The organism is Gaiella sp., assembly GCF_035558935.1.
In the GTDB taxonomy this organism is placed as follows: Bacteria; Actinomycetota; Thermoleophilia; order Gaiellales; family Gaiellaceae; genus Gaiella.
Genome location: NZ_DATMBZ010000041.1, coordinates 1 through 25,029 on the forward strand (window position 1 = coordinate 1; position 25,029 = coordinate 25,029).

Sequence of the window (25,029 nt, forward strand, 5' to 3'; positions counted from 1 at the left end):
GTCGAGGGCGCGGGCCGTCTGCGCGCAGCGCCGCCGAGGCGCGTCACGGCTGCGTCAGAGCTGCTCGACCGTGCGGTCGACCGGCTGCCGCTCACGGGACGCGGGCGCGCTCGCGTCGCCCGCGTGGCGCGCACCGTCGCCGCGCTCGCAGGCTCCGCCGAGGTCCTTCCCGAGCACGTCGCCGAGGCACTGTCGTACCGCTCGCCGACGGGGCTCGGTGAGCGGTGACGTGCCGCTCCGTCAGACGCGGCGAACGCGGGTATCCACGCTTGCTCGCCGAGATCCCCGACCCGCCCGGGCGGCTCTGGGTTCGCGGCGAGGCGTCGCTCGACGTGCTCGAGCGCCCGGCGGTCGCGATCGTCGGCGCGCGAGCCTGCTCGGGCTACGGGCGCACGGTCGCCCGCTCGATCGCGACCGAATGCGGGACCGCAGGCGCGGTGGTCGTGAGCGGCATGGCGCGGGGGATCGACGGGGAGGCGCATCGAGGCGCCCTGGCCGCAGGCGGGATCACCATCGCGGTGCTCGGGTGCGGGATCGATCGCGACTACCCCGCGGCCCACGCCGAGCTCTCCCGGGCGATCGTGTCCGCGGGCGGTCTCGTCGTCTCGGAGTACGAGCCAGGGATCGAGCCCGCCCCGTGGAGGTTTCCGGCGCGCAACCGGATCATTGCGGGGCTCGCACGCGCCACGGTCGTCGTCGAGGCGCGGGAACGCTCCGGCGCGCTGATCACCGCCGACTTCGCCCTCGAGGACGGTCGGGAGGTCCTCGCAGTCCCCGGCGAGATCACGTCGTCCCTGTCGAACGGGACGAACGCACTCCTGCGGCTCGGTGCGACGCCGGCGACGTGCGCCGCCGACGTGCTCGAGTCGCTCGGGCTCGAGCAGCAGCGGGTCGTGCCGAGCGTGCCGAACGACCCTGCGGCGGAGCAGGTGCTCGTCGCGCTCGCCACGGGTGCCGGGACGGCGGACGAGTTGAGCCGCTCCACGGGCCTCGGGGCCTCGGAGCTCGCGGCGGCTCTCGCGCTCCTCGAGCTGGCGGGCGCCGTCGTGGTCGACGAAGGGATGGTGCGCAGTACGATCGCGCGATGACGCCGTACTGGCTCGCCGACGCGGGGCCGTCGCCTCCGGCGGGGAACGGCGTGGGCCATGTCGAGGTGGGCATCGTCGGCGCGGGAATAACGGGCTGTGCGTGCGCGCTCGCTCTTGCGAACGCCGGCGTGAGCGTCCGTGTCGTCGACGAGCGCGGGATCGGCGAGGGTGCGAGTGGAAGGAACGGCGGCTTTGCTCTCCGTGGGACGGCCGCCCCGTACGACGAGGTCGTCGCATCCGTCGGTCGTGAGCGCGCGCTGGCCCTCTGGCAGTGGACGGAGAGCGAGCTGCGCGCGATGGCGGAGCTCGGCCGTGACGCGTTTCGGCCGCTCGGGAGCCTGCGCCTTGCGGCGGACGGGGAGGAGCGCGAGGACCTGCGCGACGAGCTCGAGGCGCTGCATGCGGACGGCCTCGCAGCCGACTGGGTCGACGCTCCGGGTGGGCCGCTCTCCGGCCGCTTCACGGCAGCGATCTACCACCCGACCGACGGCGCCCTGCAGCCTGTCCGCCTCGTGCGGCGCCTTGCCGGCCGCGCGTCCGACGCGGGGGCGATGTTCCTCACGGGACACCGGATCGCCGATCCGGGCGAGCTCGACGCGGACGTCGTCGTCGTCGCCACGGACGGCTACCCGAGCGGCCTCCTCGGCGAGCTCGAGGGTCTGATCGTCCCAACCCGTGGTCAGGTCATCGCCACGGAGACCCTCTCGGACCGCCTCTTCGAGACACCCCACTACGGCCGCCACGGCTTCGACTACTGGCATCAGACGGAGGACGGACGAATCGTCGCGGGAGGCTTCCGTGATGTCTCGCTCGACCGCGAGTTCACGGCCGAGGAGGCGGTGACCGACGATGTGCAGGGCGCTCTCTCCTCATTCGTGAACGACCTCGTGGGACGCGAGCTGCGCGTCGACTACCGCTGGGCGGGGATCTTCGGGCTCGTCCTGGACTTTCTGCCGGTCGTCGGGCCCGTCCCTGGCTCGCCGCGGACGTGGGTCGCGGCCGGCTACTCGGGCCATGGAAACGTGCTGGGCTTCGCGTGCGGCCGCCTCCTCGCCCGCGCGATCCTCGGCGACCGCGACCCGTTGCTCGACCTCTTCGAGCCGGCGCGCCTGCTTGGTGAACGAGCGTGAGCGCGGGAGTGGCCGGGCCGTGCCCGCAATGCGGCGCGACCATCCCTGCGTCCGGCCCCTACCCGGCCTGGTGCGACACGTGCGGCTGGAACCTGGCCGGCCCTCCGGAGGAGCCATCTCGGCAGTCGAAGCTCGACGTCGTCGACAGGCGTCTCGCCTCGCGGCTGGGCGCCGGTCTCGCTGCTGAGTTCTCCGCCGACACAGACTTGAGGCCGCGACTCACGCGCGCGAAGGCCGCGGCGTATGCCCTCGCCGTGCTGACGCTCGCGCTTGCACTCTTCTTCGGCCTCCTGGGCGTCGTGCTGCTCGGGCTCGGCGTGACAAGGCCGAACATCGCCTTCGTCGTCCTCGGGGCGCTCTTCCTCGGTGTCGGGGTCCTGATGCGCCCGCGTCTCGGCCGCGCTCCCCAGGGCGTGCCCCTGTCACGAGATGACGCGCCTGCCCTCCATGGCCTGGTCGACGACGTCTCGGCCGCACTCGGGACGCGAGCGGCCGGGGTGGTGCTGGTCGATGCCCAGTGGAACGCGTCCTGGTCGGTCACCGGGCTCCGCCGCGTGCGCGTCTTGACGCTCGGGCTCCCGCTGTTTCGTGTGCTGGGGCCGCAGGAGCGCGTCGCGCTCGTGGCCCACGAGCTCGCGCACGGACGGAACGGCGACGCGAGGCGGGGCCTGCTGGTCGGCTCGGCTTGGAGAGCGCTCGCCGAGCTCTACGCGATCCTTGCCCCGGATCCGTACGCGGAGGGTGTATTCGACGGCATCTTCAACCTGGTCTTCTGGCTCGTCTCCCGTCCCGTGTACGGGGTGCTGCTCGTGCACGGGTGGCTCACGGCCCACGACTCGCATCGCGCCGAGTACCTCGCCGATGCCCTGGCCGCGCGTGTTGCCGGTACGGAGGGCGCCTCACGTCTGCTCGAAGCCATTCTCCTGGAAGGCGTGCTGCACACGCATGTCGTGCGTCTCGCCCAGTACGGCGATCCGTCGGGTCTCATCGACACACTCGCGGATGACGTCCGTGCCGTCCCTGAACGGGAACGCCTGCGGCGGCGTCGCGTCGCGCAGCTCGAGCGATCGAGCCTGGACGCGTTCCATCCTCCGGTCGCCAAGCGCATGGCGGTGCTCGAGGCCCGCGCCGAGTTGCCGGCTGCGGTGACGCTCTCGGCCGAGGACGCAGCGGCGATCGACCGCGAGCTCGCGCCGCTCCATGCCGGCGTCGAGCGTCACATCGTCGACGCCTATCGCGATCTCTTGTACGCCCGCTGACGCGACGGCCGCGGCGCGGTTCGCTAGAGCTCGAGGCGGGGGAGGTCCATCTCGACCGACCGGAGGAGCGCTGCCCGGGCGATCGCGAGGTCCTGGATCGCGAGTCCCGTCGAGTCGAAGAGCGTGACGTCCTCGCCGTCCGCGCGCCCTTCGGCGGCGCCGGCGAGCACCGCACCCAGCTCGGTCACGTCGTCGCGCGCCAGTAGCCCCGCGGCAACGCCCGCCGCGAGCTCGCCGCCATGGCTCGCCTGCTCCCAGTCGTCGCAGAAGAGGCGCGCGCGGCCGAGCTCCCGCGTGGCGATCTCGGCCTTCCCCGGCCCGTCGGCGCCCATCAGGGAGACGTGCTGACCGGGGCGGAGGGAGCCCTCGGAGAAGAGCACGTCGCGTCCCGGAGTGACCGTGACGACGGCGTCGCGCGCGAGCGCCTCGTCGAGCGAGCCCGCGACCTCGGCGCCGAACTGGTCGGCGACGAACCGTCGCCGCGCCTCGTCGGCGTCCCAGACGACGGGGGTGCGGCCGTGCGCCACGAGCATCCTTACGGTCTCCGCGCCGTTCACGCCGCAGCCGACGACCGCGACGGACGGCCCGTTCTCGACACCCAGCGTGTCCGCTGCGAGGACCGCCGCCGCGGCCGTTCGGAGCGCCGTCACCGACGCCGCGTCCAGCACCGCCTCGAGTTGACCCGTCTCGGAGTTCGAGAGCACGACGAGCCCGGTTACCGTCGGCAAGCCGAGCGCAGGGTTGCCGGGAAACGACGTGACCCACTTGAGGAGCGCGTGGCCGCCCCCGATCGCCGGCATCGCTCGGAAGTCCCCGGCCGGGTAGTTCGTGACGTAGATCTTGGGCTGCATGACCCATTCGCCGCGGTGGTGCGCGATGAACGCGTTCCGCACGGCAGCGTAGGCGTCCTGCGGCGAGACGGCCTCCAGCACGGCGTCGCGCGAGAAGACCGGGACCGACATGCGGGCTTAGTAGAAGCCCTCGCGCCGCGCGTACCGCTTCGCCCGCTCGGCGTCGTAGGACTCCGCGTCGAACGACGGGTCGCGGCGGCGGTGGATCTCCCCCGATGACGGGAGCTCGCTCCGCTCGACGTACCGCCCGGGATCCCAGAGCTGCGAGCGGAGGAACGCCTTGGAGCAGTGCGTGAACACCTCGTCGGCGTCGACCAGGATCCCGAGCTTCGGCACCTTCCCGTCCACCGCGGAGGGGGCGAGGAGCTCGTCGTCGGTGACGAGTGTCGCGCGCCCGTTCACCCGCAGCGTGTCGCCGACGCCCGGGACGACGAAGAGGAGGCCGACCCGTGGGTTCGCGAGGATGTTGCGGAGCGAGTCGGCGAGGCGGTTGCCGGGTCGCTCGGGGAGGAGCAGCGTCTGCTCGTCGAGCACCCTGACGAACCCGGGAGGGTCGCCCCGGGGGCTGACGTCGCACGTTCCGTCGGGCGCCGAGGTGGCGAGGAGGACGAACGGCGAGCGGTCGACGAACTGGCGCGTGAGCTCGTTCAACCGGTCTCCGACCTTGGCGCGCACGAGGTCGCTCGGCTCGCCCAGGAGCCGTCGCAGCTCTTCCTCGTCGCGGATCGTCGTCAGCGTCGCTTCCATGGCTCTCGTCTCACCCATCGCACAGTCTCCTCCGACGCTGGATCACCTGATCGGGCGTCACAGCGCCTTGACCGCGGCGATCAGCTTCACGATCGAGTCTTTCGCGTTGCCGAACAGCATCGTCGTCTTCGGGTCGAGGAAGAGCTCGTTGTCGATGCCCGCGAAGCCCGGTGCCATGGAGCGCTTCATGACGACGATGCTCGCCGCCTTGTCCACGTCGAGGATCGGCATACCGTAGATCGGGCTCGCGGGATCGCTCCGGGCAGCAGGGTTGACGACGTCGTTCGCCCCGATCACGAGCACCACGTCGGTCTGCGGGAACTCGGGGTTGATCTCGTCCATCTCCTTGAGCTGGTCGTACGGCACGTTGGCCTCGGCGAGCAGGACGTTCATGTGACCCGGCATGCGGCCCGCGACGGGGTGGATCGCGTACGCCACGTCGATCCCCTTCTCCTCCAGCAGCTCGGCGAGCTGACGCACGTCGTGCTGCGCCTGCGCGACGGCGAGCCCGTAGCCGGGGACGATGATCACCTTGCGTGCGAACGAGAGCTGCACGGCGACGTCGTCCGCCGTCGTCGCGCGCACGGTACGCCCGTCGTCGACGCGAGCCGCGCCCGTTCCGGCCTGCACCTGTCCGAAGGCGCCGAAGAGGACGTTCGCGATCGAGCGGTTCATCGCCTTCGCCATGAGCAGCGTGAGGAGGGTGCCGGAGGCGCCGACCAGCATTCCCGCAACGATCAGGAGCGTCGAGTTGAGGACGAAGCCCGTCGCCGACGCGGCAATGCCCGTGAACGCGTTGAGGAGGGAGATGACGACGGGCATGTCGGCCCCGCCGATCGGCAGCACGAACATCACGCCGAAGAGCAGCGCGAGGCCGATCAGCCCGATCAGCGCCCACTGCTCGTCCCAGCCCGCGATCAGCGCGATGCCGAGGGCGGCTGCGCCGGCGAGGATCGCCACGTTGACGATGTTCTGGCCGACGAACACGATCGGCCGTCCGGAGATCAGCTCCTGGAGCTTCCCGAACGCGATCATCGAGCCGGAGAACGAGATCGACCCGATCAGTGCCGAGAGCACGATCGAGACGATCTCCTCCGAACCGAGGTCGCCGCCCTCGGCGACGTGGAACTCCGCGAGCGCAACGAGCGCGGCCGCACCGCCGCCGACCCCGTTGAACAGGGCCACCATCTGCGGCATCGCGGTCATCTTCACCGTGCGCGCGCCGACGACGCCCACGATCGAGCCGATCGCGCCGCCGACGATGATCAGCAGCCAGTTCGAGATCCCGTCGAGGGCGAGCGTCGTCGCGATCGCGATGACCATGCCGACGCCGCCGACCCAGTTCCCGCGCCGCGCGTGCTTGGGAGAGGAGAGGAAGCGCAGCGCGAGGATGAAGCAGATGATCGAGACGAGATAGAGGATCCCGACCACGTCCGGGTCGGAGATCACTGCTTCGGCTCCCGCTTCTCGTCGGGCCGCCGCTTGAACATCTCGAGCATGCGGTCGGTGACGAACCATCCGCCGACGACGTTCGCGGAGGCGAGCACCATCGCGACGAACCCGACCGTCTTCGTGAAAGCGTCGTCCGCGAAGCCGAGCACGACGATCGCCCCGACCACGACGATCCCGTGGATGAAGTTCGTCCCGGACATGAGCGGGGTGTGGAGCATCGTCGGAACCTTCGAGATGACCTCGAAGCCGAGGAAGATCGCGAGGACGAGCACGGTCAGCTCTGTCACCAGCCCGATGTCCGTCATGTCGCCCCCTCCTCGGGCGCGCCGGTGACGCATGCGCCGGCGGTGATCTCGTCGTCGAAGTCGAGCGCCAGCGTGCCGCCGGGCGCAAGGTGCTCGAGAAGCGTCGTCACGTTGCGCGCGTAGAGCCGGCTCGCGTCGGCGGCCATCAGCGACGGCACGTTCGTGAGGCCGACGATGGTGACGCCCGCGCGCGTGATCTCGCGGCCCGGCTCCGTCAGCTCGCAGTTGCCGCCGCTCTCGGCGGCCAGGTCGACGATCACCGACCCGGGGCGCATCGCGTCGACGGCCTCGGCTGGAATGAGCGTCGGCGCGGGCCGGCCGGGGACCGCGGCGGTCGTGACCACCACGTCGAAGCTGGGGAGGCGTTCCTCGAGCGCGCGCTGCTGCTCGGCCTGCTGCTCCTCGGTGAGCTCCTGGGCATAGCCGCCCTCGGTCTCCTCGCCGCGCACACCGAGGTCCAGAAACGTCGCCCCGAGCGACTCGACCTGCTCCGCGACCGCCGGCCGGACGTCGAACGCCGAGACCACCGCCCCGAGCCGGCGGGCCGTCGCAATCGCCTGCAGGCCCGCGACCCCGGCGCCGAGCACGAGCGCTCGTGCCGGCGCGACCGTGCCTGCTGCCGTCATCAGCATCGGGAAGAGCTTCGGGCTTCGATCTGCGGCGAGGATCACGGCCTTGTAGCCCGCGATCGTCGCCTGCGAGGAGAGCGCGTCCATCGACTGCGCGCGCGTGATCCGGGGGATCGACTCCATCGCGAACGCGATCACGCCCTGGCTGCGCAGGCTCGCGACGCCGGCGGCGTCCGTCAGGGGCTCGAGGAAGCCGATCAGCACCGTGCCGCGACGGAGTGCCGTCAGCTCTTCCGGTGCTGGCTTGCGAACGCGCAGCACGGCCTCGGCGTCGGCGAGCAGCTGGTCGTGGTCCGCGAGCTCGACACTGCGATCGTCGTACTGCTCGTCCGGGAACCCGGCGAGGACGCCCGCGCCTCGCTCGACGACGACGTCGAAGCCGCCCGACTGCAGCTTGGCCGCGGCTTCGGGTGTCAGAGCGACCCGCTGCTCGCCGGGCGCGGACTCGCGGGGCACGGAGACTCGCATCGGCGCAGGAAATCTACGGGAAGGGTTCCGGCGGCGCGGCGGGAACCAGACATCCCGTGGCCCGACTCGCCGCTTATGCGACCGCGATGGACGTCTGCGACCCTGCGCTCGGCGCCCACGCGGCGCGTGTGGCGGCGAACGCGGAGGCGGTTGCGGTGCGGCTCGGCTGGGACGATCCGCAGCTCGAGGCGCTCCGGCTCGGAGCCGCCCTGCACGACGTCGGCAAGGTGAACGTGCGCCCGGAGGTGCTCGCGAAGCCCGGCAGCCTCGACGAGGGCGAGCTCGCAGAGATCCGTGCCCATCCCGTCGAGGGCCTCTGGCTGATCGCCGGCGTGCCGTCGCTCCAGCCCGCACTGCCATACGTCCTCTTCCACCACGAGCGGTGGGACGGCCGCGGGTATCCGACGCGCCGCTCGGGGACGGCCATCCCCGTCGAGGGCCGCGTGCTCGCCGTCGCCGACGCCTTCGACGCCATGACGGCGGGGCGGCCCTACCGGCGTTCGCTCGAGCCGGAGGCCGCCGCGGACGAGATCGACCGGTGCGCAGGCACGCAGTTCGACCCGGAGATCGCCGAGACGTTCCTCGTCGCCCTCGGTGCGGGCGAGCTCGTGTGGGGCGAGGCGGCGGCCGCCGCCTGAGCCTCTACAGCGACGCCCAGACCTCGAGCTTCGTGCGCGTGCGGCGGATGACCTCGTCGGTGAACGACGTCGTCCCGTGGTGCCCGCCGAGGTCTGCGGTGCGGATGCCCTCGGCGACCGCCTCGAGCGTCGCCTCGCGGATCGCGCGCCCCGCCTCCTGGCATTGCTCGTCCTCGGTGTGGGCGAGGAGGGCGGCCGCCGCGAGGATCATCGCCATCGGGTTCGCGACGTCCTTTCCCTGGAGCGCCGGGGCCGTGCCGTGCGCGGCCTCGGCCATCAGCGCCGTCGGCCGGTCGACGCCTTCGTCGGAGAACGCGACGAGCAGCGACTCGGAGCCGGCGATCGACCCGAAGAGCGGAAGCACGAGATCGGACAGGATGTCGCCGTCGCGGTTCAGCGCCGGAATCACCATCGGGGCGCCACTCGACGAGATGAGGAGCGCGAACGTCGCGTCGATCAGTTGCGGCTCGTACGGAACGTCCACGTGGCGTTGGGCTGCGGCGTCCATCTCCTCCTTGAGCATTCCCTCGTAGACGGGGCTCACGGTGTATTTCGGGCCGCCGAATACCTTCGCGCCCATTCGCTCCGCTTGACGGAAGGCGAACTCCGCAACCGCCCGGCAGACGCTGCGCTCGATCCGCTCGGTGCGAAATGCGACCTCGTGGTCGCCGTCGCCCTCCCGCCATTCCTTCGCGCCGTACGCATCGCCGACGGCCATCCGGACGACGGAGATCGGGGAATGGACCCCGCCGACGGGCAGCACGCCCGGGATCCGCCTGCCGGTGCGGACGATCACCTTGCCGCCGATGTCCTCGCGCAGGATCCGGTTCGGCGAGCCGACGTCGCCGCGGCCCTCGGGTGTGATGGTCGCCGCTTTGAGCCCGAGCCCGTGAGACGCAATCGAGTGCGCAGCCTCGTGGACGACCTGATTCCCGGTCTCGCGACGATGCTCGAGCGAGAGATCGAAGCGCGGCAGCTCGAGCTCGAGCCCCAGGACGTCCGGTTGGAGAACCCGGACGGCCGCCTCGAGGAGCTCCTGACCCGTCTGGTCCCCCTCCAGCACCACAATGGTTCTCGCGTTCATCGAGGCGGAAGTCTAGACGGGGTGCCGCCCGGGAAGTCCGACTGGAAGTCAAACGAATCCCGGTCGTATACTGCTCGCTAACTCGATGGCGTCGATCCGATGGAAATCGCCACGGTGATTTCCCCGATTGGAGGAAATGTGGCTCGAAAGACGGTGCTCGTCTGTGACAAGTGCGGCTCGGAAGTCGAGGAGGGAAAAGGCGCGGTCATGCGCGTCACGTTCAACGACGCCCGGCGGGGCGCAAAGGCTGCGGATCTCTGCGATCCATGTGCAGGCGGAATGCCCGGCGCGGCTGTCGCCCGCCGCGGGCGAAAGCCGAAGTCGCTGGCCTGAGAATCCGGGGCTCCGGCCGTGCCGGAGCCCCGCCCGACCGTTCTGCGCTCCGTGCGTGAAAAGGTCCTTCCGGCTGCTCGCGCGTAAGCCGGATCCACAGAAGCGCCCGACTACCATGCGCCGGTGGGGCTCTCCCTCGTCGTCGGTCCGGCACACGCCGGCAAGATCGGGCGGCTGCTCGACGGCTTCTTCGCGTCCGCCGACCGCGATCCCTGGCTGATCGTCCCGAACCGCGCGGACGTCGAACGCGTCGAGCGCGAGCTCGTGGCGCGGCACGGTGGGCTCCTCGCGGGCACGATCGGGACGTTCGACACGCTGTTCGAGGCGCTCGCTCACGGAGACGGGCAGGGAAAGCCCGGCCTCGGAGACGCCGCCCGCGCTCTGGTCGTCAAGCGGGTCTGCGACGCCGCTGACGTCGACGGTGCGCGGTTTCCGGGGTTCGCCGACGCGGTCGGTCGCTCGCTCGCTGAGCTCGACGGGGCGCTGCTCGCGCCGGAGGAGCTGCCGCCGCCCCTCGCGACGATCGCCGCTGCGTACCGGGAGGAGCTCGACCGGCTCGGGGTCTGGGATCGCGGCCGGCTGAGACGCCGGGCCGTCGAGAGGCTGACCGGCGAGCTCGCCGCCTGGGAAGGCAGCCCGGTCTTCGCGCACGGGTTCGAGGACCTCACCGGGGCCGAGTGGCGCCTGCTCGAGGCGCTTTCGGCCCGCGCGGAGGTGCACGTCTCGATCCCCTACGAGCCCGGTCGCGCCGCGTACGCCTCGCTGCGGCGAACCGTTGCCGACCTGGCGGCGATCGCCGGCGACGCGGTCACCGAGCTGCCGCCTCGAGCGGGAGAGTTCCTGCCGTCCGACCTCGCCCACCTCGAACGCGGCCTCTTCACCGACGCGCCGCGGCGGGCTCCGCTCGCCGGCTCGATCCGCTGGCTGGAGGGCGCGGGCACCCGGGGCACGTTCGAACTCGTCGCGGAAGAGGTGCTGGCGCTCGTCCGAAGCGGGACGCCGCCGGAAGCGATCGGTGTCGTCTGCCCGTCCGTCGACGGCGTGCGGCTGCCGCTCGCGACGGCGTTCGCCGCGCTGGGCGTCCCGGTCGCGTTCGAGGGCCGCGCAGCGCTCCGGTCGACGCCCTTCGGCCATGCGCTGCTCTCACTGCTCCGCTTCGCGTGGCTCGATGGCGAGCGCCCCGAGCTCTTCGCGCACCTCCGCTCGCCGTACTCCGGGTTGCAGCGCAAGGACGTGGACTGGGTCGAGGGCAGGCTGCGCGGGCGGGGCATCCTCGGCGGCGAGCGCGTCGTCGAGGTCGTGGTGCAGCTCCGCGACGGTCGCTCGCTGCCGCCGCTCGACGCGCTGCACGCGGACGACGAGCCCACCGAAGCCGTTCGGCGGCTTGCAGCGACGATGCTCCGGAACGCCCACGGGACGACGGCACCGCCGGTCGGCCCGCGGGCGCAATCGGACCTGCGGTCACACGACGCGGTGACCGGGACGCTCGACGAGCTCCAGGCGCTCGGTGCGAGCGGGCGCGAGCCGACACGCGGTGAGCTGCTCTCCGCGCTCGAACGCGCCACGGTTCGCGGCGACGGCGCCGGCCTCCCCGGCAAGGTCTCCGTGCTCGACCTTCTCCGCGCGCGGACGCGGCGCTTCGACGCCGTCTTCGTCGTGGGCCTCGAGCAGGGATCGCTACCCCGGCGTCCGCGCATCGAGCCGTTCGTCGACGACGACGCGCGCCGGGCGCTCGACGACCGGCGTGGCGCCCGACTCGTCCGGCCCGATGCGGCGAGCCGAGACCGGTACCTCTTCGCGACGGTGTGCTCGAGACCGCGGCGGCGGCTCGTACTCGTGCGGCAGGCGGTCGGCGACGAGGGCTCGCCGCGCGAGCCCAGCCCGTTCTGGGAGGCCGTGCGCGAGCTCTTCGACGAAAACGACGTCCGGCACGCCACGTATCGCCGCCCGCTCTCGGTGGTCGTGCCGGAGCTCGAGGCTGCGCCCACCGAGCGCGCGCGGCTCCGCGCGCTCGCCGTCGTGGCCGCGCGCGAGCCTGGGGAGGCAGCCGCGCTCGCCCGCGAGAACGGCTGGGACCGGCGTCTTTCGCGCGCGATGTCGGCGTTCGCCCGGCCGACGGGCGTGACACACGAGCGGGCGCTGCGGCTGCTCGGCCGCGAGTCGTACTCGGTCTCCGAGCTCGAGCGGATGGCCTCGTGCTCGTCCGCGTGGTTCGTCGAGAGGTATCTGCGCCCCGCGACGATCGACAAGCAGATCGACCGCATGCTGCGCGGATCGATTCTCCACGCGGCGCTCCAGCGCTTTTACCAGCAGCTTCCGAGCGCCGTGCCTGGCGCCGATCGCGTCAGCGCGGACAACGTCGAGCAGGCTGTCGTGCTGATGCGGGAATGCGTCGCAGACGCCGTCGAGACGGGGCTGCGCATCGACGCCGGCGACCTCGACCGCCGGGAGCTCGAGCAGGGCCTGCAGCGAGACCTCGAGCAACTCGTCCGGGACGAGGCGACCTCGAAGTCACCGTTGGTGCCGAGGCACCTGGAGGTGTCGTTCCGGTCGTTCGAGCTCGAGCCGGGCGTCGTCGTCAGCGGCAAGATCGACCGCGTCGACGGCGATCCGATGGGAGCGCGCGGCATCGTCGTCGACTACAAGTCGGGTGCGGCCTCCTCGGCGAGCCAGATCCGGGACCGCGACCTCCTGCAGCTGCCGCTCTACATGCTCGTCCTGCGTCAGAACCTCGGCCTCGAGCCGATGGGCGGCGTCTACGTCCCGGTCGGCGGCGGACGCCGTCCGCGCGGTCTCCTCCGGGCGGGTGACGACGCGGTGCCCGGCTTCAGCTCCCGCGACTACCTCGACGACGCCGAGTTCGACGACGCGATCGACGGCGCGCGCAAGACGGCGGTCGGGCTCGTCGAGCGGATCCGCGGTGGCGACATCCGCCACGACCCGCAGGGCGGCGACTGTCCGCCGTGGTGCGACCTCTGGCGGATGTGCCGGAAGGACCGACCGTGAGCGCGCGGGCGAACGATCAGCAGCGCGCGGCGATCGAGGCGACCGGCGACGTCTTCGTCGCGGCGGGCGCCGGGACGGGCAAGACGGCGGTGCTCGTCGAGCGGTTCGTTCGCGCAGTCGTCGAAGACGGCATCGACGTCGACTCGATGCTCGTCATCACCTACACCGAGCGCGCCGCAGGAGAGCTGCGCGCAAGGATCAGGTCGCGCCTGCTGGAGCTCGGCCGGGCGGACCTCGCCCTCGAGCTCGACAGCGCGTGGGTCTCCACGATCCACGGCTTCTGCCGCCGCCTGCTCGGCGCCTATCCGCTGGCCGCCGGGGTCGATCCCGCTTTCCGCGTACTCGACGAGCCCCAGGCGCTCGTGCTCCAGGCAGAGGCCTTCACGACAGCTCTCGAGCGGTTCTGCGCGGTGGACGAGCCCGATCGCTGGCAGCTGCTCGCGACCTACGGGGCGGTCGGCCTGCGCCACATGCTCGTCGAGGTGTACGCGACTCTCCGCTCCGCGGGGCGCGAGCTCGTGCTCGAGCCGGGTGCGCGCGCGCCGATCTCGGAACGCCTCGACGACCTGCGCGACGCCGCTCGCTGCCTTCTCGCGGACGGAGGCGCGACCGACGCGCAGCGTGGCGCCGCGGCGGCGGCGCTCGAGCTCGTCGAGTCGACGGTGCTTCCCGAACGGCTCCTCGCGCTGTCCGAGACGAAGACGCGGGGCCCACGCGCGGCAGCGTTCGCGGAAGCGCGCGACGCCGCTGTCGCGGCGGCGCTCGAGGATCTTGCGGCGCGCGACCGGGCCTTGCTCCAGGAGCTCCTGACGACGTTCGCCGCAACGTACGCGGAGGCCAAGCGCCGAGAGTCGGCGCTCGACTTCGAGGACCTCCAGCTCGAGGCGCGCGACCTGCTCCGCGACGACCCGGTGATCCGCGAGCGCGAGCGGCAGCGCTTCGCGGCGATCATGGTCGACGAGTTCCAGGACACGAACCGGCTGCAGACCGAGCTGCTCGACCTCCTCTGCGACGGAGGGGAAAGCGACCTGTTCGTGGTCGGGGACGAGTTCCAGTCGATCTACGGCTTCCGGCACGCCGACGTGGCGGTGTTCCGCGAGCGGCGGGCGGCAGCGCCGACCGTGCTGCCGCTGACGCGAAACCACCGCTCGCGTCCCGAGGTGCTCGCGGCGGTGAACGAGCTCTTCGGCGCAGAGTTCGGAGACGAGTTCCGCCGGCTCGAGCCCGCGGAGGGCAGCTCCTCGCCGCTGCGCAACGCCTTCGAGCTACTCGTCACCGACAAGGCTGCGGCGGGCGACGCAGGCATCCACTGGCGCCGCTCGGAGGCACGCCACGTCGCGCGACGCGTGCGTGAGCTGGTGGATGCAGGAGATGCTGCGCCGGGCGAGATCGTGCTGCTCTTCGCGGCGGGGACCGACGCGGAGTGGTTCGAAGAGGAGCTGCGCGCCGTCGGTCTGCCGACGTACCGTGCCGCCGGACGCAACTACTTCGGGCAGCAGCAGGTCGCCGACCTGCTTGCGTACCTGCGGCTCCTCCAGAACCGCTACGACGACGAGGCGTTGCTCACGGTGCTCGCGTCCCCGTTCGTGGGTGTGTCGAACGACGCCCTCGTGCTGATCAGGGCCGAGGCGCAGCGCCAGCCGATCTTCCGCGGGCTGGAGCGCTCGCTGCCCGGCGATCTCGCCGAGGCCGACCGCCGGCTCTTGATGGCGTTCCGGCAGCGCTACGACCGGCTGCTCGAGCTGGCCGCCCATGCCCCGCTCGAGCTCCTGTGCGAGCGTGTGTTGGCAGAGCACGACTACGACCTCGCCGTTCTCGCCCGCCAGGACGGGCGCCGCCGCTACGCGAACCTGCGCAAGCTCGCCCGGCTGGCGCGATCGTACGAGGAGCTCCGCGGCAACGACCTCGAAGGCTTCGTCCGCTTCGTCGAAGGGCAGGAGGCGGTGGGCGCGAAGGAGTCCGATGCCGTCTCGGAGGAGGAGGGGGCGGACGCCGTCAGGCTGCTCACGATCCATGCCGCGAAGGGGCTCGAGTTCAAGGTCGTCGTCGTCGCCGACGCGGGCCGGAGCCGCCCACCGGTGTCGGACATCCTGGCGCTCTCCGACGGCCGGTTCGGCTTCAAGGTCGCCCATCCGGCGACCGGGACGCGCGTCAGCACCGCCTCGTACCAGGACGTCAAGGAGCGTCGCGAGCACGCCGAGCGGGCGGAGCGGCTGCGTCTCTACTACGTCGCGATGACCCGGGCGATGGAACGACTCCTCGTCTCGGGCTCGATCGGCTCCGGCGGCGAGGAGAGTGAGGAGACGCCGATCGGCTGGGTGCTCGACAGGCTCGGGCTCGAGGACGAGGCACGCGGCCGTCGAGACGACGAGCCGGTCGAGGTCGAGCGCGGCGACGCGACCGTGCTTCTCCGCATCGATCGCGGGCAGGAGGCGTCGGCGCCGGCCCCGGAGCCCGAGCCCGTGCTCGCGGCGGAGAACGGGCAGCTCGCGCTGTTCGAGGGCTCGGGGGAGAGCTTGCCGCGGCGGGCACCGAGGCTGCGGGAGCTGACGGCGGTGCCGGAGCCGCCGCTCCACGGCGTCAGGCGGCTCTCCTTCAGCGCCCTGTCGCTGTTCGAGCGCTGCTCCTACCGGTACTACGCGGAGCGCGTGGCCGGCATGCGGCCGGTCGACTGGGCGCGCGACGGGGACACCGCGACGGGCGGCCTCCATCCGACCGAGGTCGGCGATGCCGTTCACCGCCTCCTCGAGCGCGTCGACCTGGCGCGCCCGGCGGTCCCCGACGACCTCGACGAGCTCGTCAGGAGCTGGTATCCGACGGTGACCGACGCCGAGGTCGAGCACGTGGCCCGCCACGTACGCGCGTACTGCGAGTCGTCCCTCGCGCGCCGCGTGGCCGCGCTCGACGACGTCCGCGTCGAGCGGCCGTTCGTCTTCGAGCTCGACGAGATGCTGCTCAACGGAAGGCTCGACGTCCTCGCACGCTCTGGTTCGCGCGCACTCGTCCTCGACTACAAGACGAACGCGCTCGACGGCCGCGAGCCCTCCGAGATCATCGAGGCCGAGTACCGGCTCCAGCAGATCGTCTACGCGCTCGCCTGCTTCCGCGCCGGGGCCGAGGAGGTGGAGGTCGTCTACCAGTTCCTCGAGGCGCCGGAGGCCGTGGTCTCTGCGTCCTTCGGGCTCGGCGATGTCGACGGCCTCCAGCACGAGGTCGGGACAGCGATCACGCGGATCCGCGAAGGCGACTTCCGACCCACGCCGAGCCCGTTCGCGTGCTCCGGCTGTCCGGCGCTCGACCGCGTCTGCGCCGGCCCGCGGCTCGGAGGCGCGCCCGACGGCGCCCCGGCCCAGGAGTTGACGGCGGCCGGGTAGCGTCACGGCGATGCGAGTCGCCGCACTCTACGACGTGCACGGAAACCTGCCGGCTCTCGACGCCGTCCTCGCCGACCCGCGCTGCCGGGCGGCCGAGACGATCGTCTGCGGCGGCGACCTCGTCGCCGGCCCGCTGCCGGAGGCCTGCCTCGACCGGCTCGAGTCGGACGGGCGGGCGCGGTTCCTCCGCGGCAACGGTGACCGCGAGACGGTCACGCCGCCCGACGACGGCGCCCTCGCCGAGGTCGGCGCCTGGGCGGCGGCGCGGCTCGGGCCCGAGCGGCTGGCGCGGGTCGCGACCTGGCCCGCGACCGTCGAGCTCGACCTGCCCGGGCTGAGCGGTGTGGTCTTCTGTCACGCGACGCCGCGGTCGGACAACGAGATCCTCACGTCCGTGACGCCCGAGGCCGACGTGGCGGCCGCGCTCGCCTCCGCTTCGGCCGACGTGGTCGTGTGCGGCCACACGCACGTGCAGTACGACCGGTGCGTCGGCGCGACGCGCATCGTCAACGCCGGCAGCGTCGGGATGCCGTACGAGGGGACGCCCGACGCACGCTGGGCAATCCTGGACGACGGTGCCGTCACGCTCGTCTCGACGCCCTACGACGCCGAGGCCGCGTTCGCCGTACTCTCGGAGACGGGCTTTCCGCTGCTCGACGACTGGTACGGCGCCGTCTTCCGCGGAGAGGTGACGGCGGAGGAGGCGACGGCCGACTTCGAGAGCCGGCGTGGCGCGTAGCTACGTCGGGGAGGCCCGTCGCCGCGGGCTCGGCACGCGGCTCGAGCGCATCGGTCCCATCATCCGGCGGCTGGCAGAAGAGCACGCGGACGCGACCATCGCCCTGCAGTTCCGCAACGACGTCGAGCTCCTGATCTCCGTGATGCTCTCCGCCCAGACGACCGACGTGAACGTCAATCGGGTGACCGAGAAGTTGTTCCGCAAGTACCGCCGTCCGGAGGACTACCTCGCGGCGCCCGTCGAGGAGCTCGAGCAGGACGTATACGCGACCGGCTTCTACCGTCAGAAGGCGAAGTCGATCCGCGGCGCGATGCGCGTCCTGCTGGAGGACTTCGACGGGAAGGTGCCGCGGCGCCTCGACGAGCTCCTGCGCCTCCCGGGCGTCGCGCGGAAGACCGCGAACGTCGTCGCGGCGGAGCTCGGCCACGCACAGGGCATCGTGGTCGACACCCACGTCCGCCGCCTCTCGCAGCGCCTCGGGCTGACGCGGAACGACGATCCGGTGAAGATCGAGCGCGACCTGCAGCGCGTCGTGCCGCGCGCCGACTGGGCCCGCTTCCCGCACCTCCTCATCTGGCACGGACGCCGTGTCTGCCTCGCGCGACGCCCCCTGTGCGAGGAGTGCGTCCTGGTGGACCTGTGCCCGGCGGCGAGGCCCTTCCAGGGCAGGCCGCGAAAGCGCTTGCCTACGGCCTGATCCAGCGCTGGACGACGAGCCGGGAGCCCGCAGGCTCCGCCGAGAGGAGGGCGTACCGCGGCGGCGCGACGACCTGTCGCGCCGCCGCGGCCGCCGTCACCGGATCGCCGGCGACCACGACCGTCACGCCTGCTCCGCGGCCGACGAGACTCGTCCGGATCCCCGGCGCGTAGTACGCGAACGCTGCCTGTGCGCGCGCGGGCAGCACGACGACGGTGTCTCGCGCAGTCGTCTTCTCGCGGGCGATTCGGGCTGCGGCACGCCAGTCTTCTTGCGGCGCGTCCGTTGCAGCGGTCGCGAGCGCGGCGACGGCCACGACGGCGAGCGCGGCGAGTGTCACGAGCCGCAGGGCGCGGTCCCGGATCGAGACGAGGCCCACTCCCGCCGCCAGGCAGGCGCCTCCCGCGGCGACCGTGAGGGCGCTCCGCGGGTAGACGGGAAGACCGAGCCCCGCGAGCAACACGGCCAGGAGCGGCACGACCGCGAGCCCCGTGACGAGCACCGGCTTCCAGAGGCCCTGGCCGTGCTCCGCGCGCCGGAACAGCACGAGGGCCCCCCAGACCGCGAGTGCGGCCACGACCGGGCTCCACCCGACCGCCCGTCCGATCCCGGCACCCACGTCGCCGAGCTCGAGGGAGCCGGCGCCGTCGGCCGCATCTGCGCGGTCGATCGCGGCAGCGGCGAGGAAGAAGGCGCATTCGACGGTCGCCACCGCGACTGCCGGCACCGCAAGTCGCAGGTTCACCTCTCGTCGTGCCGCGACGAGCGCCAGGACCTGCGCTCCGAGCGCCGCGGCTGCGATCGGATGCGTCAGGGGCAGCAGCGCCGCGCTGACCGCGTAGACCGCCCACCACACCGGGTTCCCGCGCTCGACCGCGCGCGCGAAGAGCGCGCTCGAGACCAGCATCGTGGCGAGCGCGAGCGCGAGCGGCCCCACCGCGCGCGACAGGAGGACGACGCCCAGCGACGTCGCGAGGATGATGGATGCGGCGGCCCCCGCGTGCCGTCCGGCCAGGCGGCGGCCGAGGCGGTAGACGGCGATCGCCGCGACGACCGCTGCGAGGACCGACGGGAGGCGGACCCAGTGCTCGGCGTCGTTCCACGCAACGACCGGCTGGAGAAGAGCCAGATACCCGGCGCGGGCCGGGTCGTCGGACAACGCGCGCTCGACCACGTCCGAGAACGAGCCCTGTGCGGCGGCGACCGCCGCGGCCTCGCCGACGTCGAGCGAGCGCCGTCCGAGCGCGACCGCGCCGAGCACGAGCGCCAGGCCGGGACCGAGATAGGGCAGCACGCGGTCGCCGACGGCCAGGATGCGCGCCTCCAGGGCAACATGCGGTACGGCGGAGGACGGCGTGTGGGCCGGAGCGCTCACCCGGAATCGAGGGTAGCGGCGCCGTCGGCGGGAGCCCGGGCGGGCTCGGTGGGACGATAGGCTCCGCTCGGAATGTCCCGGAGGTGGCTCGTCGGCGGCATGGCGGCGGTGGCCGGGCTCGCTGCCGTTGGGCTCCTCGGGGCATGGTGGTTCCTGCTTCGCGACGTGTCGACGCCCGCGAGCGTCAGCGACGCGGTTGCTGCATACCGCGACGAAGGCCCCGGCGGGGCATCGTCGATTCCGCCCGGTGTCTACGTGTACGCGACGACGGGCTCCGAGCAGACGGATGCGTTACGCGGGACGACGCACGAGTACCCGGCGACGTCCACCATCACCGTCACCGGGGCGCCGTGCGGCGTCGGCCTCCGCTGGGACGTCCTCGAGGGACGCTCGACGACGTGGACCGCCTGCGTCGGCGCCGGCGACTGGATCGAGCGGAGCAGGGACGAGCGCCACCGGTTCTACGGCGTGACCGAGAAGACGACGTACACCTGCAGGAACACGCCCTTCCGCCCCGCCGGCGACCCACCCGGAACGACCTTCACGGTCTCGTGTACGACGGGTGAGGCGCGCGAAGGCGGGCCGGGAGTGGTCGTCGGGCGGGAGACCCTCGACATCGGCGGCACTTCCGTGCCGGCGGTTCACGTCCGGACGACGACGTCGTTCTCCGGCGGCACGACCGGCAGCGCGACGTACGACTTCTGGCTCGCCCGGCCCACCGGGCTGCCGGTTCGGATCACCATGGTGAGCCAGACCACCAACGGCTCGATCATCGGCGACGTCCACTACCAGGAGCGCGTGTCGCTGCAGCTGACCTCGCTCGAGCCGAAGAGGTGAAGGCGCGACGCGTCGGGGCGCGCCTCGCGGCGCTCCGCCTCGCGCCGGACGGCAAGCCTCGCCCCCAGGCGCCGTTCGCCCGAGGCCCGCTCGCTGCGCGCGTTCTCCGGGGCGCGATCACCGTTGCGAGCGCGGGTGGTTCGAGACTTCCCGCACGACTGGCCCACGGGATGGCGGTCGGCGGCGGCACGGTGGAGTGGGCGCTCCGGCCGCGGAAGCGGCGCATGCTCGCCCAGAACCTCTCGCATGCGCTCGGTCTCCCGGCCGAGCACGACGACGTGCGGGCACTCGTGCGTCGCGAGGTCGTGAACGAGGCGGGACGTTCGGCCGACCTCCTCTGGGCGCTCGCCAGGCCCCACGAGCTGCTCGAGACAACCGAGGTCGCGGGACGAGAGCACGTGCTGTCCGCGCTCGACCGGGGCAACGGCGTGCTGCTCGTCTCGGCCCACGTCGGCGGCTGGGAGGTGGCGACGGCGCTGCCGCGCGCGCTCGTTCCCGTCCCTACGACGGCGATCGTGACCGACGACTGGCTGGCGTGGGCGGTCGCAGGGCTCCGCGCCCGCGCGGGCCTCGGGCTCCTCTACGACACGGAACCGGCCGCGCGGGCGGCATCGCTGCTGCGATCAGGCGAGGCTGTGCTCGTCCTCGGCGACTACGCGAAGGGCCCGATGCGAACGTATCCCGTGCGCCTCCTCGATGCCGTCGCGGAGCTCCCTGCAGGGCCCGCCGCGCTTGCGCGTCTCTGCGGGACGCCGATCGTTCCCTTCACGGTACTCCCGCTGGGACCGCGGCGCTGGCGGGTCGAGGCGGAGCTGCCGCTCTCCCCGCCCGATCGGGACAGCGGCCCCGACGGCGAGCGGGCGCTGCTCCAGGCGCTCGCGGATCGGTGGACCGCGCAGCTCCGTGCGCACCCCGAGCACTGGGCGGCCGTCTACCCGATGACGTGGCGGCCGGCGTAGAGTCGGCTACAGCCAGCGGCGCCAACGGAAGAGCGCGAGCTGAACGACCGTCGTCGCGACAATGAGGCCGACCGAGACCCCCAGGCTCCAGTACCAGTCGCGGAAGTGCCCGCCGAAGTTCTGGCCGAAGAAGCCGACGATGAGGCTCGGCACCAGCACGAGGGAGGCGATCACCGTGAGCTTCTTCCCGACCTCGTTCTGTTGCTCGGCGATCTTCGCCTGGTAGTAGTCGCGTACGCCGCCGAGTAGATCGCGCGCCACGTCGAGCTCCTCGGTTACGCGAACCAGCGTCTCGTACGTGTCCACGAAGCGTGCCTCGACCTCGGGCGGAAAGAGCTCCGACCGCCCGACGTCGACTCGTCCGTCCACGACGCGTCGCGCGATGCCACGTGTCGCGGTCGAGGCACGCCGCGCCAGGAGGATCTCGTTCCGGAGCACCGCGATGCGGCGGCGCACGTGGGCGCCGGAGCGGTGCTCGACCTCCCCTTCGAGGTCGTCGATCGCCTCGTAGAGGCCGTCGACGAGCTCGAGAAAGGCGTCGGCGGAGTCGTCGACGGCCCCGTGGAAGACGTCTCCGACGGACGCATCCGCGTCGACCCGCGCGGCGACGCCGTCCACCGCGGCGAGCGTTCCGTCGGGTCCGGCCTTGCGCGCCGTGAGGAGCGCCGAGGGCGAGGCGACGATGTCGAGCACGAGGTACTGCGCGCGTCCCTCGGGGCTCGTCCGTGGGTGGACGAGCACGCCGCGCACGCAGCCTTCGTGGGCCTCGAGCGCGGGCCGCACGCCGCGGCCGTCGCCGACGGGCTCCAGCAGCTCGGCGATCACGTCGTCGTCGAGCCGGACGGGAAGGGCGTTCACGAGCTCCTCCCGGGTCGGGTCGACGAGATCGGTCCACTGCGCCGCCACGGCGCATCGAGGCTACTCCTCGGGTCGGCGGGCGCTACGCCGTGGTCGCGGCGGCGGATAACGCCGCGTGGCGCTGCTCGCTCAGCCAGCGCTCGGCGTCGAGCGCCGCGGCGCAGCCGGACCCCGCGGCCGTGACCGCCTGGCGGTACGTGTGGTCCTGGACGTCGCCGGCAGCGAAGACGCCGGGGATGTTCGTCTCGGTCGACTTCCCCCGCGTGACGAGGTAGCCGGTGTCCGGCTCGTGGTCGAGCTGGTCGAGGAAGAGCGCGGTGTTCGGGTCGTGGCCGATCGCGACGAACACCCCGTCCGCGTCGAGGACGGACTCCTCACCGGTCACCGTGTCGACGAGGCGGATGCCCGTCACCTTGCCGTCGCCGAGCACCTCCGTGACGACCTTGTTCAGGACGAACTCGATCTTCTCGCTCGACCGTGCGCGGTCGACCATGATCGGCGAGGCGCGGAACTCCTCGCGGCGGTGGACGACGATCACCTTGCTCGCGAACCGCGAGATGAAGAGCGCCTCCTCCATGGCCGAGTCGCCGCCTCCGACCACGACGACGACCTTGTCGCGGAAGAAGGCCGCGTCACACGTGGCGCAGTAGGAGACGCCTCGCCCCTGGAGCACCTGCTCGGACGGAAGCCCGAGTTGCCGCGCGCTCGCACCCGTCGCGACGATCACGGACTCGGCGCGGTACTCGTCGTCGCCGACCCAGATGCGGAAGGGGCGCTGGGAGAAGTCGACGCGGGTGACGTCGTCCGTCACGAACGACGCGCCGAAGCGTTCCGCCTGGCGGCGGAAGTCCTGCATCATCGCCGGCCCCATCACGCCGTCCGCGTAGCCCGGGTAGTTCTCGACGTCAGAGGTGATCATGAGCTGGCCACCCCAGTTGAAGCCCTCGATCACGAGCGGCTCGAGATTCGCCCTGGCCGCGTAGAGCGCAGCCGTATAGCCGGCAGGCCCGCCGCCGATCACGATCACGTCACGGACGTCGTTCATCGATTCAGTGTGCTCCCGGATGGTCGTCGAGAAACAGGCTCGCGGTCGATCCGCGGCCTCCATAGTGTTCCAACGATCGCTGCCCCGCTGGTGTTCCCACGTTTCATGCGGCGTCGGCGCTCTTCGAAACGACCTCGAGCTGCAGAGGCTGGAGCTGTGACGAGGCGTGCTCGGTCAGCGGCGGAAGATCGTCGAGCGTCGATCGCGTGGCCGCGAGACCCTCGAGCCTTCGTGCCGACACGAGCACACGGGATCCGTAGGACCCGACCGCCTTGTTGTATGCGCTTACGGCCGAATCGAGCCCTCGACCGACCTTCGCGAGGTGCTCGGCCATCGTGCTCAGGCGCTCGTGGAGCTCCGACGCAACCTTGAGCACCGCCTGTGCGTGGTCGGACGCGTTCTCGTTCTGCCACGCGACACGGATGGTGCGCAGCATCACCACGATCGTGCGCGGCGTCGTCAGGAGCACTCCGCGCTCGTAGGCGAAGCTGAACAGCTCGGCGTCCTGCTCCTCCGCCGCGGCGAGATACGCGTCTCCGGGGAGGAACATGAACGTGAAGTCGGGCGACGGCGTCACGTGCGCCCAGTAGCCCTTCCGCCCCAGCTCCTGGACGTGGAGCCGGACCCTGCGCCCGAATTCTGCGAGCGCCGCGGCGCGCTCCTCCTCGCCTGCTGCCTGTGCGGCGCGCTCGAACGCGTCGAAGGGGGCCTTGGAGTCGATCACGACGTTCTTCCCACCCGGGAGGTGGACGACGACGTCCGGACGGCCGCCCTGCTTGCTCGTCTGGCACGAGTAGTCGACGCCCTCTTCCATCCCGACGAACTCGAGGATGCGCTCGAGCTGGATCTCGCCCCAGCGACCGCGCGTCTGTGTGCTGCCGAGGGCCACCGCGAGCGAACGCGTCCCTGCGGACAGAAGCTCGAGCTGGGCGGTGAGCCGGCCTCCGTCCTCGAGGCGACGCGCCTCCGTCTCGTCGACGAGCTTGCGGAGGTCGCCGAGACGCTGGTGCACCGGGAGCAGGGTCTTCTCGACGCGCTCGCCCGCCTGCGCGAGGAAGGTCTCACGCGATGCATCGAGCGTCTCCTGGGAGATGCTGCGGACCGTCTCGGGCAGCTTCTCCTCGAGCGTCTCGAGGCGCGCGGCCGAGGCGGCGGCACCCGCGCGGGCCTCTGCGAGCTCACCGAGTGCGACGCCGAGCTCGCCACGTGCGACGCCGAGCTCCGAGTCGCGGCGTTCGAGCTCGCTGCGGAGGTCGAGCTCGCGCCGGTCACGCTCCGCCAGCAGCTCCCGATGTCCCGACAGCCTCGGCTGCAGCCACCAGCAAACGGCAAAGCCCGCGAGCGCTGCACCGATGGCGAGCAGGATCGTCATGAGGACCAAGCAACGTAGCCCCCGGGCCGGACGGAGCCGAGGAGGGGCGCAGCTATCCTTCCCGGCCATGCCGCCGAGGCCCCGCCCGCATGGAAAGACCCCCGGAAAGGCCAAGCCGCCCACCCAGGGCGGTGACCGCCGCGCCATCCTGATGCTCGGAATCGGCGGCGTCGCGGTGCTCGCGATCGCCGCTGTGGCGCTCGCCTTCACGGTCGGTGGTGGCGGCGGCGGCGGTGACGCGCGGGCGGCAGTCGAAGCGGCCGGCTGCACGTTGACGGCAACTCCGGCGTTGCCCGGCGACCACAGCGTCACCAGCCCGACCGGCACGTCGAAGCGGTGGAACACCGTGCCTCCGACGTCGGGCCCGCACTATGCGGTCCCGGTCGTCTACGGCTCGTACGAGGAGCCGGTCAACCAGGCGCAGCTCGTGCACAACCTCGAGCACGGGGCGATCGCGGTCCAGTACGGGGAGGAGGTGCCGCCGGCAACCGTGGCGGAGCTCCGCACGTTCGTGCAGTCGCACTCCCGCGGCACGGTGCTCGCGCCGTACCCTGCCCTCGGCGACAAGATCTCGCTCGGCGCGTGGGTGACGAAGAACCCGTCCAAGCCCGCTGACGGCACCGCGTACCTCGCGAAGTGCACGACGGTCGACGACAAGGCGTTCGCGGCGTTCTACGACGCCTACCAGTTCCAGGGCCCCGAGCGCTTCCCGCCGGACGCGTTGCTTCCGGGCCGCAGCTAACGCGGACGTGGCTTCAGCCGCGTCCGGGCGCAGCTAACGTC

General features: G+C 72.1%; 22 protein-coding genes and 1 pseudogene. 13 read left to right on the top strand and 10 right to left on the bottom strand.

Annotated elements, in window-relative coordinates:
- From VNM44_RS04115 to VNM44_RS04130, 4 genes and pseudogenes are all read left to right on the top strand, one after another.
- A pseudogene (locus VNM44_RS04115) lies at positions 1 to 228 on the top strand (ATP-dependent protease); the annotation flags it as partial.
- Positions 225 to 1,088: a DNA-processing protein DprA gene (dprA, locus tag VNM44_RS04120; protein WP_325622923.1), complete on the top strand. Its 864-nt coding sequence runs from the start codon at positions 225 to 227 to the stop codon at positions 1,086 to 1,088. The pseudogene VNM44_RS04115 and the gene dprA, both read left to right, overlap by 4 nt.
- The gene (locus VNM44_RS04125) at positions 1,085 to 2,218 is read left to right on the top strand and encodes an FAD-dependent oxidoreductase (RefSeq protein ID WP_325622925.1); all 1,134 of its coding nucleotides are present in this window, start codon (positions 1,085 to 1,087) and stop codon (positions 2,216 to 2,218) included. The genes dprA and VNM44_RS04125 overlap by 4 nt, the downstream gene beginning before the upstream one ends.
- Before the next feature lie 206 nt (positions 2,219 to 2,424).
- Entirely contained in the window at positions 2,425 to 3,477 is a 1,053-nt protein-coding gene (locus tag VNM44_RS04130; RefSeq protein WP_325622927.1) for a M48 family metallopeptidase, read from the top strand.
- 23 nt (positions 3,478 to 3,500) lie between these two features.
- On the opposite strand, the gene VNM44_RS04135 is transcribed toward VNM44_RS04130, so the two are convergent.
- Genes VNM44_RS04135 through VNM44_RS04155 form a run of 5 tightly spaced genes read right to left on the bottom strand, consistent with a single transcriptional unit; the run spans position 3,501 to position 7,929 of the window.
- Positions 3,501 to 4,439, bottom strand: coding sequence for an ornithine cyclodeaminase family protein (locus tag VNM44_RS04135; protein ID WP_325622929.1), 939 nt, complete (start codon positions 4,437 to 4,439; stop codon positions 3,501 to 3,503).
- 6 nt (positions 4,440 to 4,445) lie between these two features.
- Positions 4,446 to 5,093: a pyridoxamine 5'-phosphate oxidase family protein gene (locus tag VNM44_RS04140; RefSeq protein ID WP_325622931.1), complete on the bottom strand. Its 648-nt coding sequence runs from the start codon at positions 5,091 to 5,093 to the stop codon at positions 4,446 to 4,448.
- A 39-nt stretch (positions 5,094 to 5,132) separates the two neighbouring features.
- The gene (locus tag VNM44_RS04145; protein ID WP_414652954.1) at positions 5,133 to 6,521 is read right to left on the bottom strand and encodes an NAD(P)(+) transhydrogenase (Re/Si-specific) subunit beta; all 1,389 of its coding nucleotides are present in this window, start codon (positions 6,519 to 6,521) and stop codon (positions 5,133 to 5,135) included.
- The gene (locus VNM44_RS04150) at positions 6,521 to 6,832 is read right to left on the bottom strand and encodes an NAD(P) transhydrogenase subunit alpha (protein ID WP_325622935.1); all 312 of its coding nucleotides are present in this window, start codon (positions 6,830 to 6,832) and stop codon (positions 6,521 to 6,523) included. Before VNM44_RS04150 ends, VNM44_RS04145 begins: the two co-directional genes overlap by 1 nt.
- Complete coding sequence (locus tag VNM44_RS04155; RefSeq protein ID WP_325622937.1) at positions 6,829 to 7,929, bottom strand: Re/Si-specific NAD(P)(+) transhydrogenase subunit alpha; 1,101 nt, start codon at positions 7,927 to 7,929, stop codon at positions 6,829 to 6,831. Before VNM44_RS04155 ends, VNM44_RS04150 begins: the two co-directional genes overlap by 4 nt.
- A gap of 86 nt (positions 7,930 to 8,015) precedes the next feature.
- On the opposite strand from VNM44_RS04155, the gene VNM44_RS04160 reads away from it, so the two are divergent.
- Entirely contained in the window at positions 8,016 to 8,567 is a 552-nt protein-coding gene (locus VNM44_RS04160; protein WP_325622939.1) for an HD-GYP domain-containing protein, read from the top strand.
- Positions 8,568 to 8,571: 4 nt separating this feature from the next.
- Here VNM44_RS04160 and VNM44_RS04165 read toward each other — a convergent pair whose 3' ends face one another.
- Positions 8,572 to 9,651, bottom strand: coding sequence for an isocitrate/isopropylmalate family dehydrogenase (locus VNM44_RS04165; protein ID WP_325622941.1), 1,080 nt, complete (start codon positions 9,649 to 9,651; stop codon positions 8,572 to 8,574).
- 99 nt (positions 9,652 to 9,750) lie between these two features.
- Between VNM44_RS04165 and VNM44_RS04170 the strand changes: the two genes are divergently transcribed.
- The 5 genes from VNM44_RS04170 to nth all read left to right on the top strand — a co-directional run bounded on the left by VNM44_RS04170 (position 9,751) and on the right by nth (position 17,800).
- Entirely contained in the window at positions 9,751 to 9,984 is a 234-nt protein-coding gene (locus VNM44_RS04170) for a hypothetical protein (protein WP_325622943.1), read from the top strand.
- A 123-nt stretch (positions 9,985 to 10,107) separates the two neighbouring features.
- A complete protein-coding gene (locus tag VNM44_RS04175; protein WP_325622945.1) occupies positions 10,108 to 12,990 on the top strand; it encodes a PD-(D/E)XK nuclease family protein in 2,883 nt (960 codons plus the stop codon).
- On the top strand, positions 12,987 to 16,364 hold the full coding sequence (locus VNM44_RS04180) for a UvrD-helicase domain-containing protein (protein ID WP_325622947.1): 3,378 nt from the start codon (positions 12,987 to 12,989) through the stop codon (positions 16,362 to 16,364). Before VNM44_RS04175 ends, VNM44_RS04180 begins: the two co-directional genes overlap by 4 nt.
- 10 nt (positions 16,365 to 16,374) lie before the next feature.
- Complete coding sequence (locus VNM44_RS04185) at positions 16,375 to 17,103, top strand: metallophosphoesterase family protein (RefSeq protein ID WP_325622949.1); 729 nt, start codon at positions 16,375 to 16,377, stop codon at positions 17,101 to 17,103.
- Positions 17,093 to 17,800, top strand: coding sequence for an endonuclease III (gene nth / locus VNM44_RS04190; protein ID WP_325622951.1), 708 nt, complete (start codon positions 17,093 to 17,095; stop codon positions 17,798 to 17,800). Before VNM44_RS04185 ends, nth begins: the two co-directional genes overlap by 11 nt.
- On the opposite strand, the gene VNM44_RS04195 is transcribed toward nth, so the two are convergent.
- Positions 17,790 to 19,175, bottom strand: coding sequence for a glycosyltransferase family 39 protein (locus VNM44_RS04195; RefSeq protein WP_325622953.1), 1,386 nt, complete (start codon positions 19,173 to 19,175; stop codon positions 17,790 to 17,792). The genes nth and VNM44_RS04195 overlap by 11 nt on opposite strands.
- Before the next feature lie 72 nt (positions 19,176 to 19,247).
- On the opposite strand from VNM44_RS04195, the gene VNM44_RS04200 reads away from it, so the two are divergent.
- Positions 19,248 to 20,012, top strand: coding sequence for a hypothetical protein (locus tag VNM44_RS04200; protein WP_325622955.1), 765 nt, complete (start codon positions 19,248 to 19,250; stop codon positions 20,010 to 20,012).
- Entirely contained in the window at positions 20,009 to 20,971 is a 963-nt protein-coding gene (locus VNM44_RS04205) for a lysophospholipid acyltransferase family protein (protein WP_325622957.1), read from the top strand. Before VNM44_RS04200 ends, VNM44_RS04205 begins: the two co-directional genes overlap by 4 nt.
- Before the next feature lie 6 nt (positions 20,972 to 20,977).
- On the opposite strand, the gene VNM44_RS04210 is transcribed toward VNM44_RS04205, so the two are convergent.
- From VNM44_RS04210 to VNM44_RS04220, 3 genes are all read right to left on the bottom strand, one after another.
- Positions 20,978 to 21,877, bottom strand: a complete 900-nt coding sequence (locus VNM44_RS04210; protein WP_325622959.1) for a magnesium transporter CorA family protein — start codon at positions 21,875 to 21,877, stop codon at positions 20,978 to 20,980.
- A gap of 34 nt (positions 21,878 to 21,911) precedes the next feature.
- A complete protein-coding gene (gene trxB, locus VNM44_RS04215) occupies positions 21,912 to 22,874 on the bottom strand; it encodes a thioredoxin-disulfide reductase (protein ID WP_325622961.1) in 963 nt (320 codons plus the stop codon).
- A 103-nt stretch (positions 22,875 to 22,977) separates the two neighbouring features.
- Positions 22,978 to 24,246, bottom strand: coding sequence for a DNA recombination protein RmuC (locus tag VNM44_RS04220; RefSeq protein ID WP_325622963.1), 1,269 nt, complete (start codon positions 24,244 to 24,246; stop codon positions 22,978 to 22,980).
- 67 nt (positions 24,247 to 24,313) lie between these two features.
- On the opposite strand from VNM44_RS04220, the gene VNM44_RS04225 reads away from it, so the two are divergent.
- Positions 24,314 to 24,988, top strand: a complete 675-nt coding sequence (locus tag VNM44_RS04225) for a DUF3105 domain-containing protein (RefSeq protein WP_325622966.1) — start codon at positions 24,314 to 24,316, stop codon at positions 24,986 to 24,988.
- Positions 24,989 to 25,029: the final 41 nt, after the last annotated feature.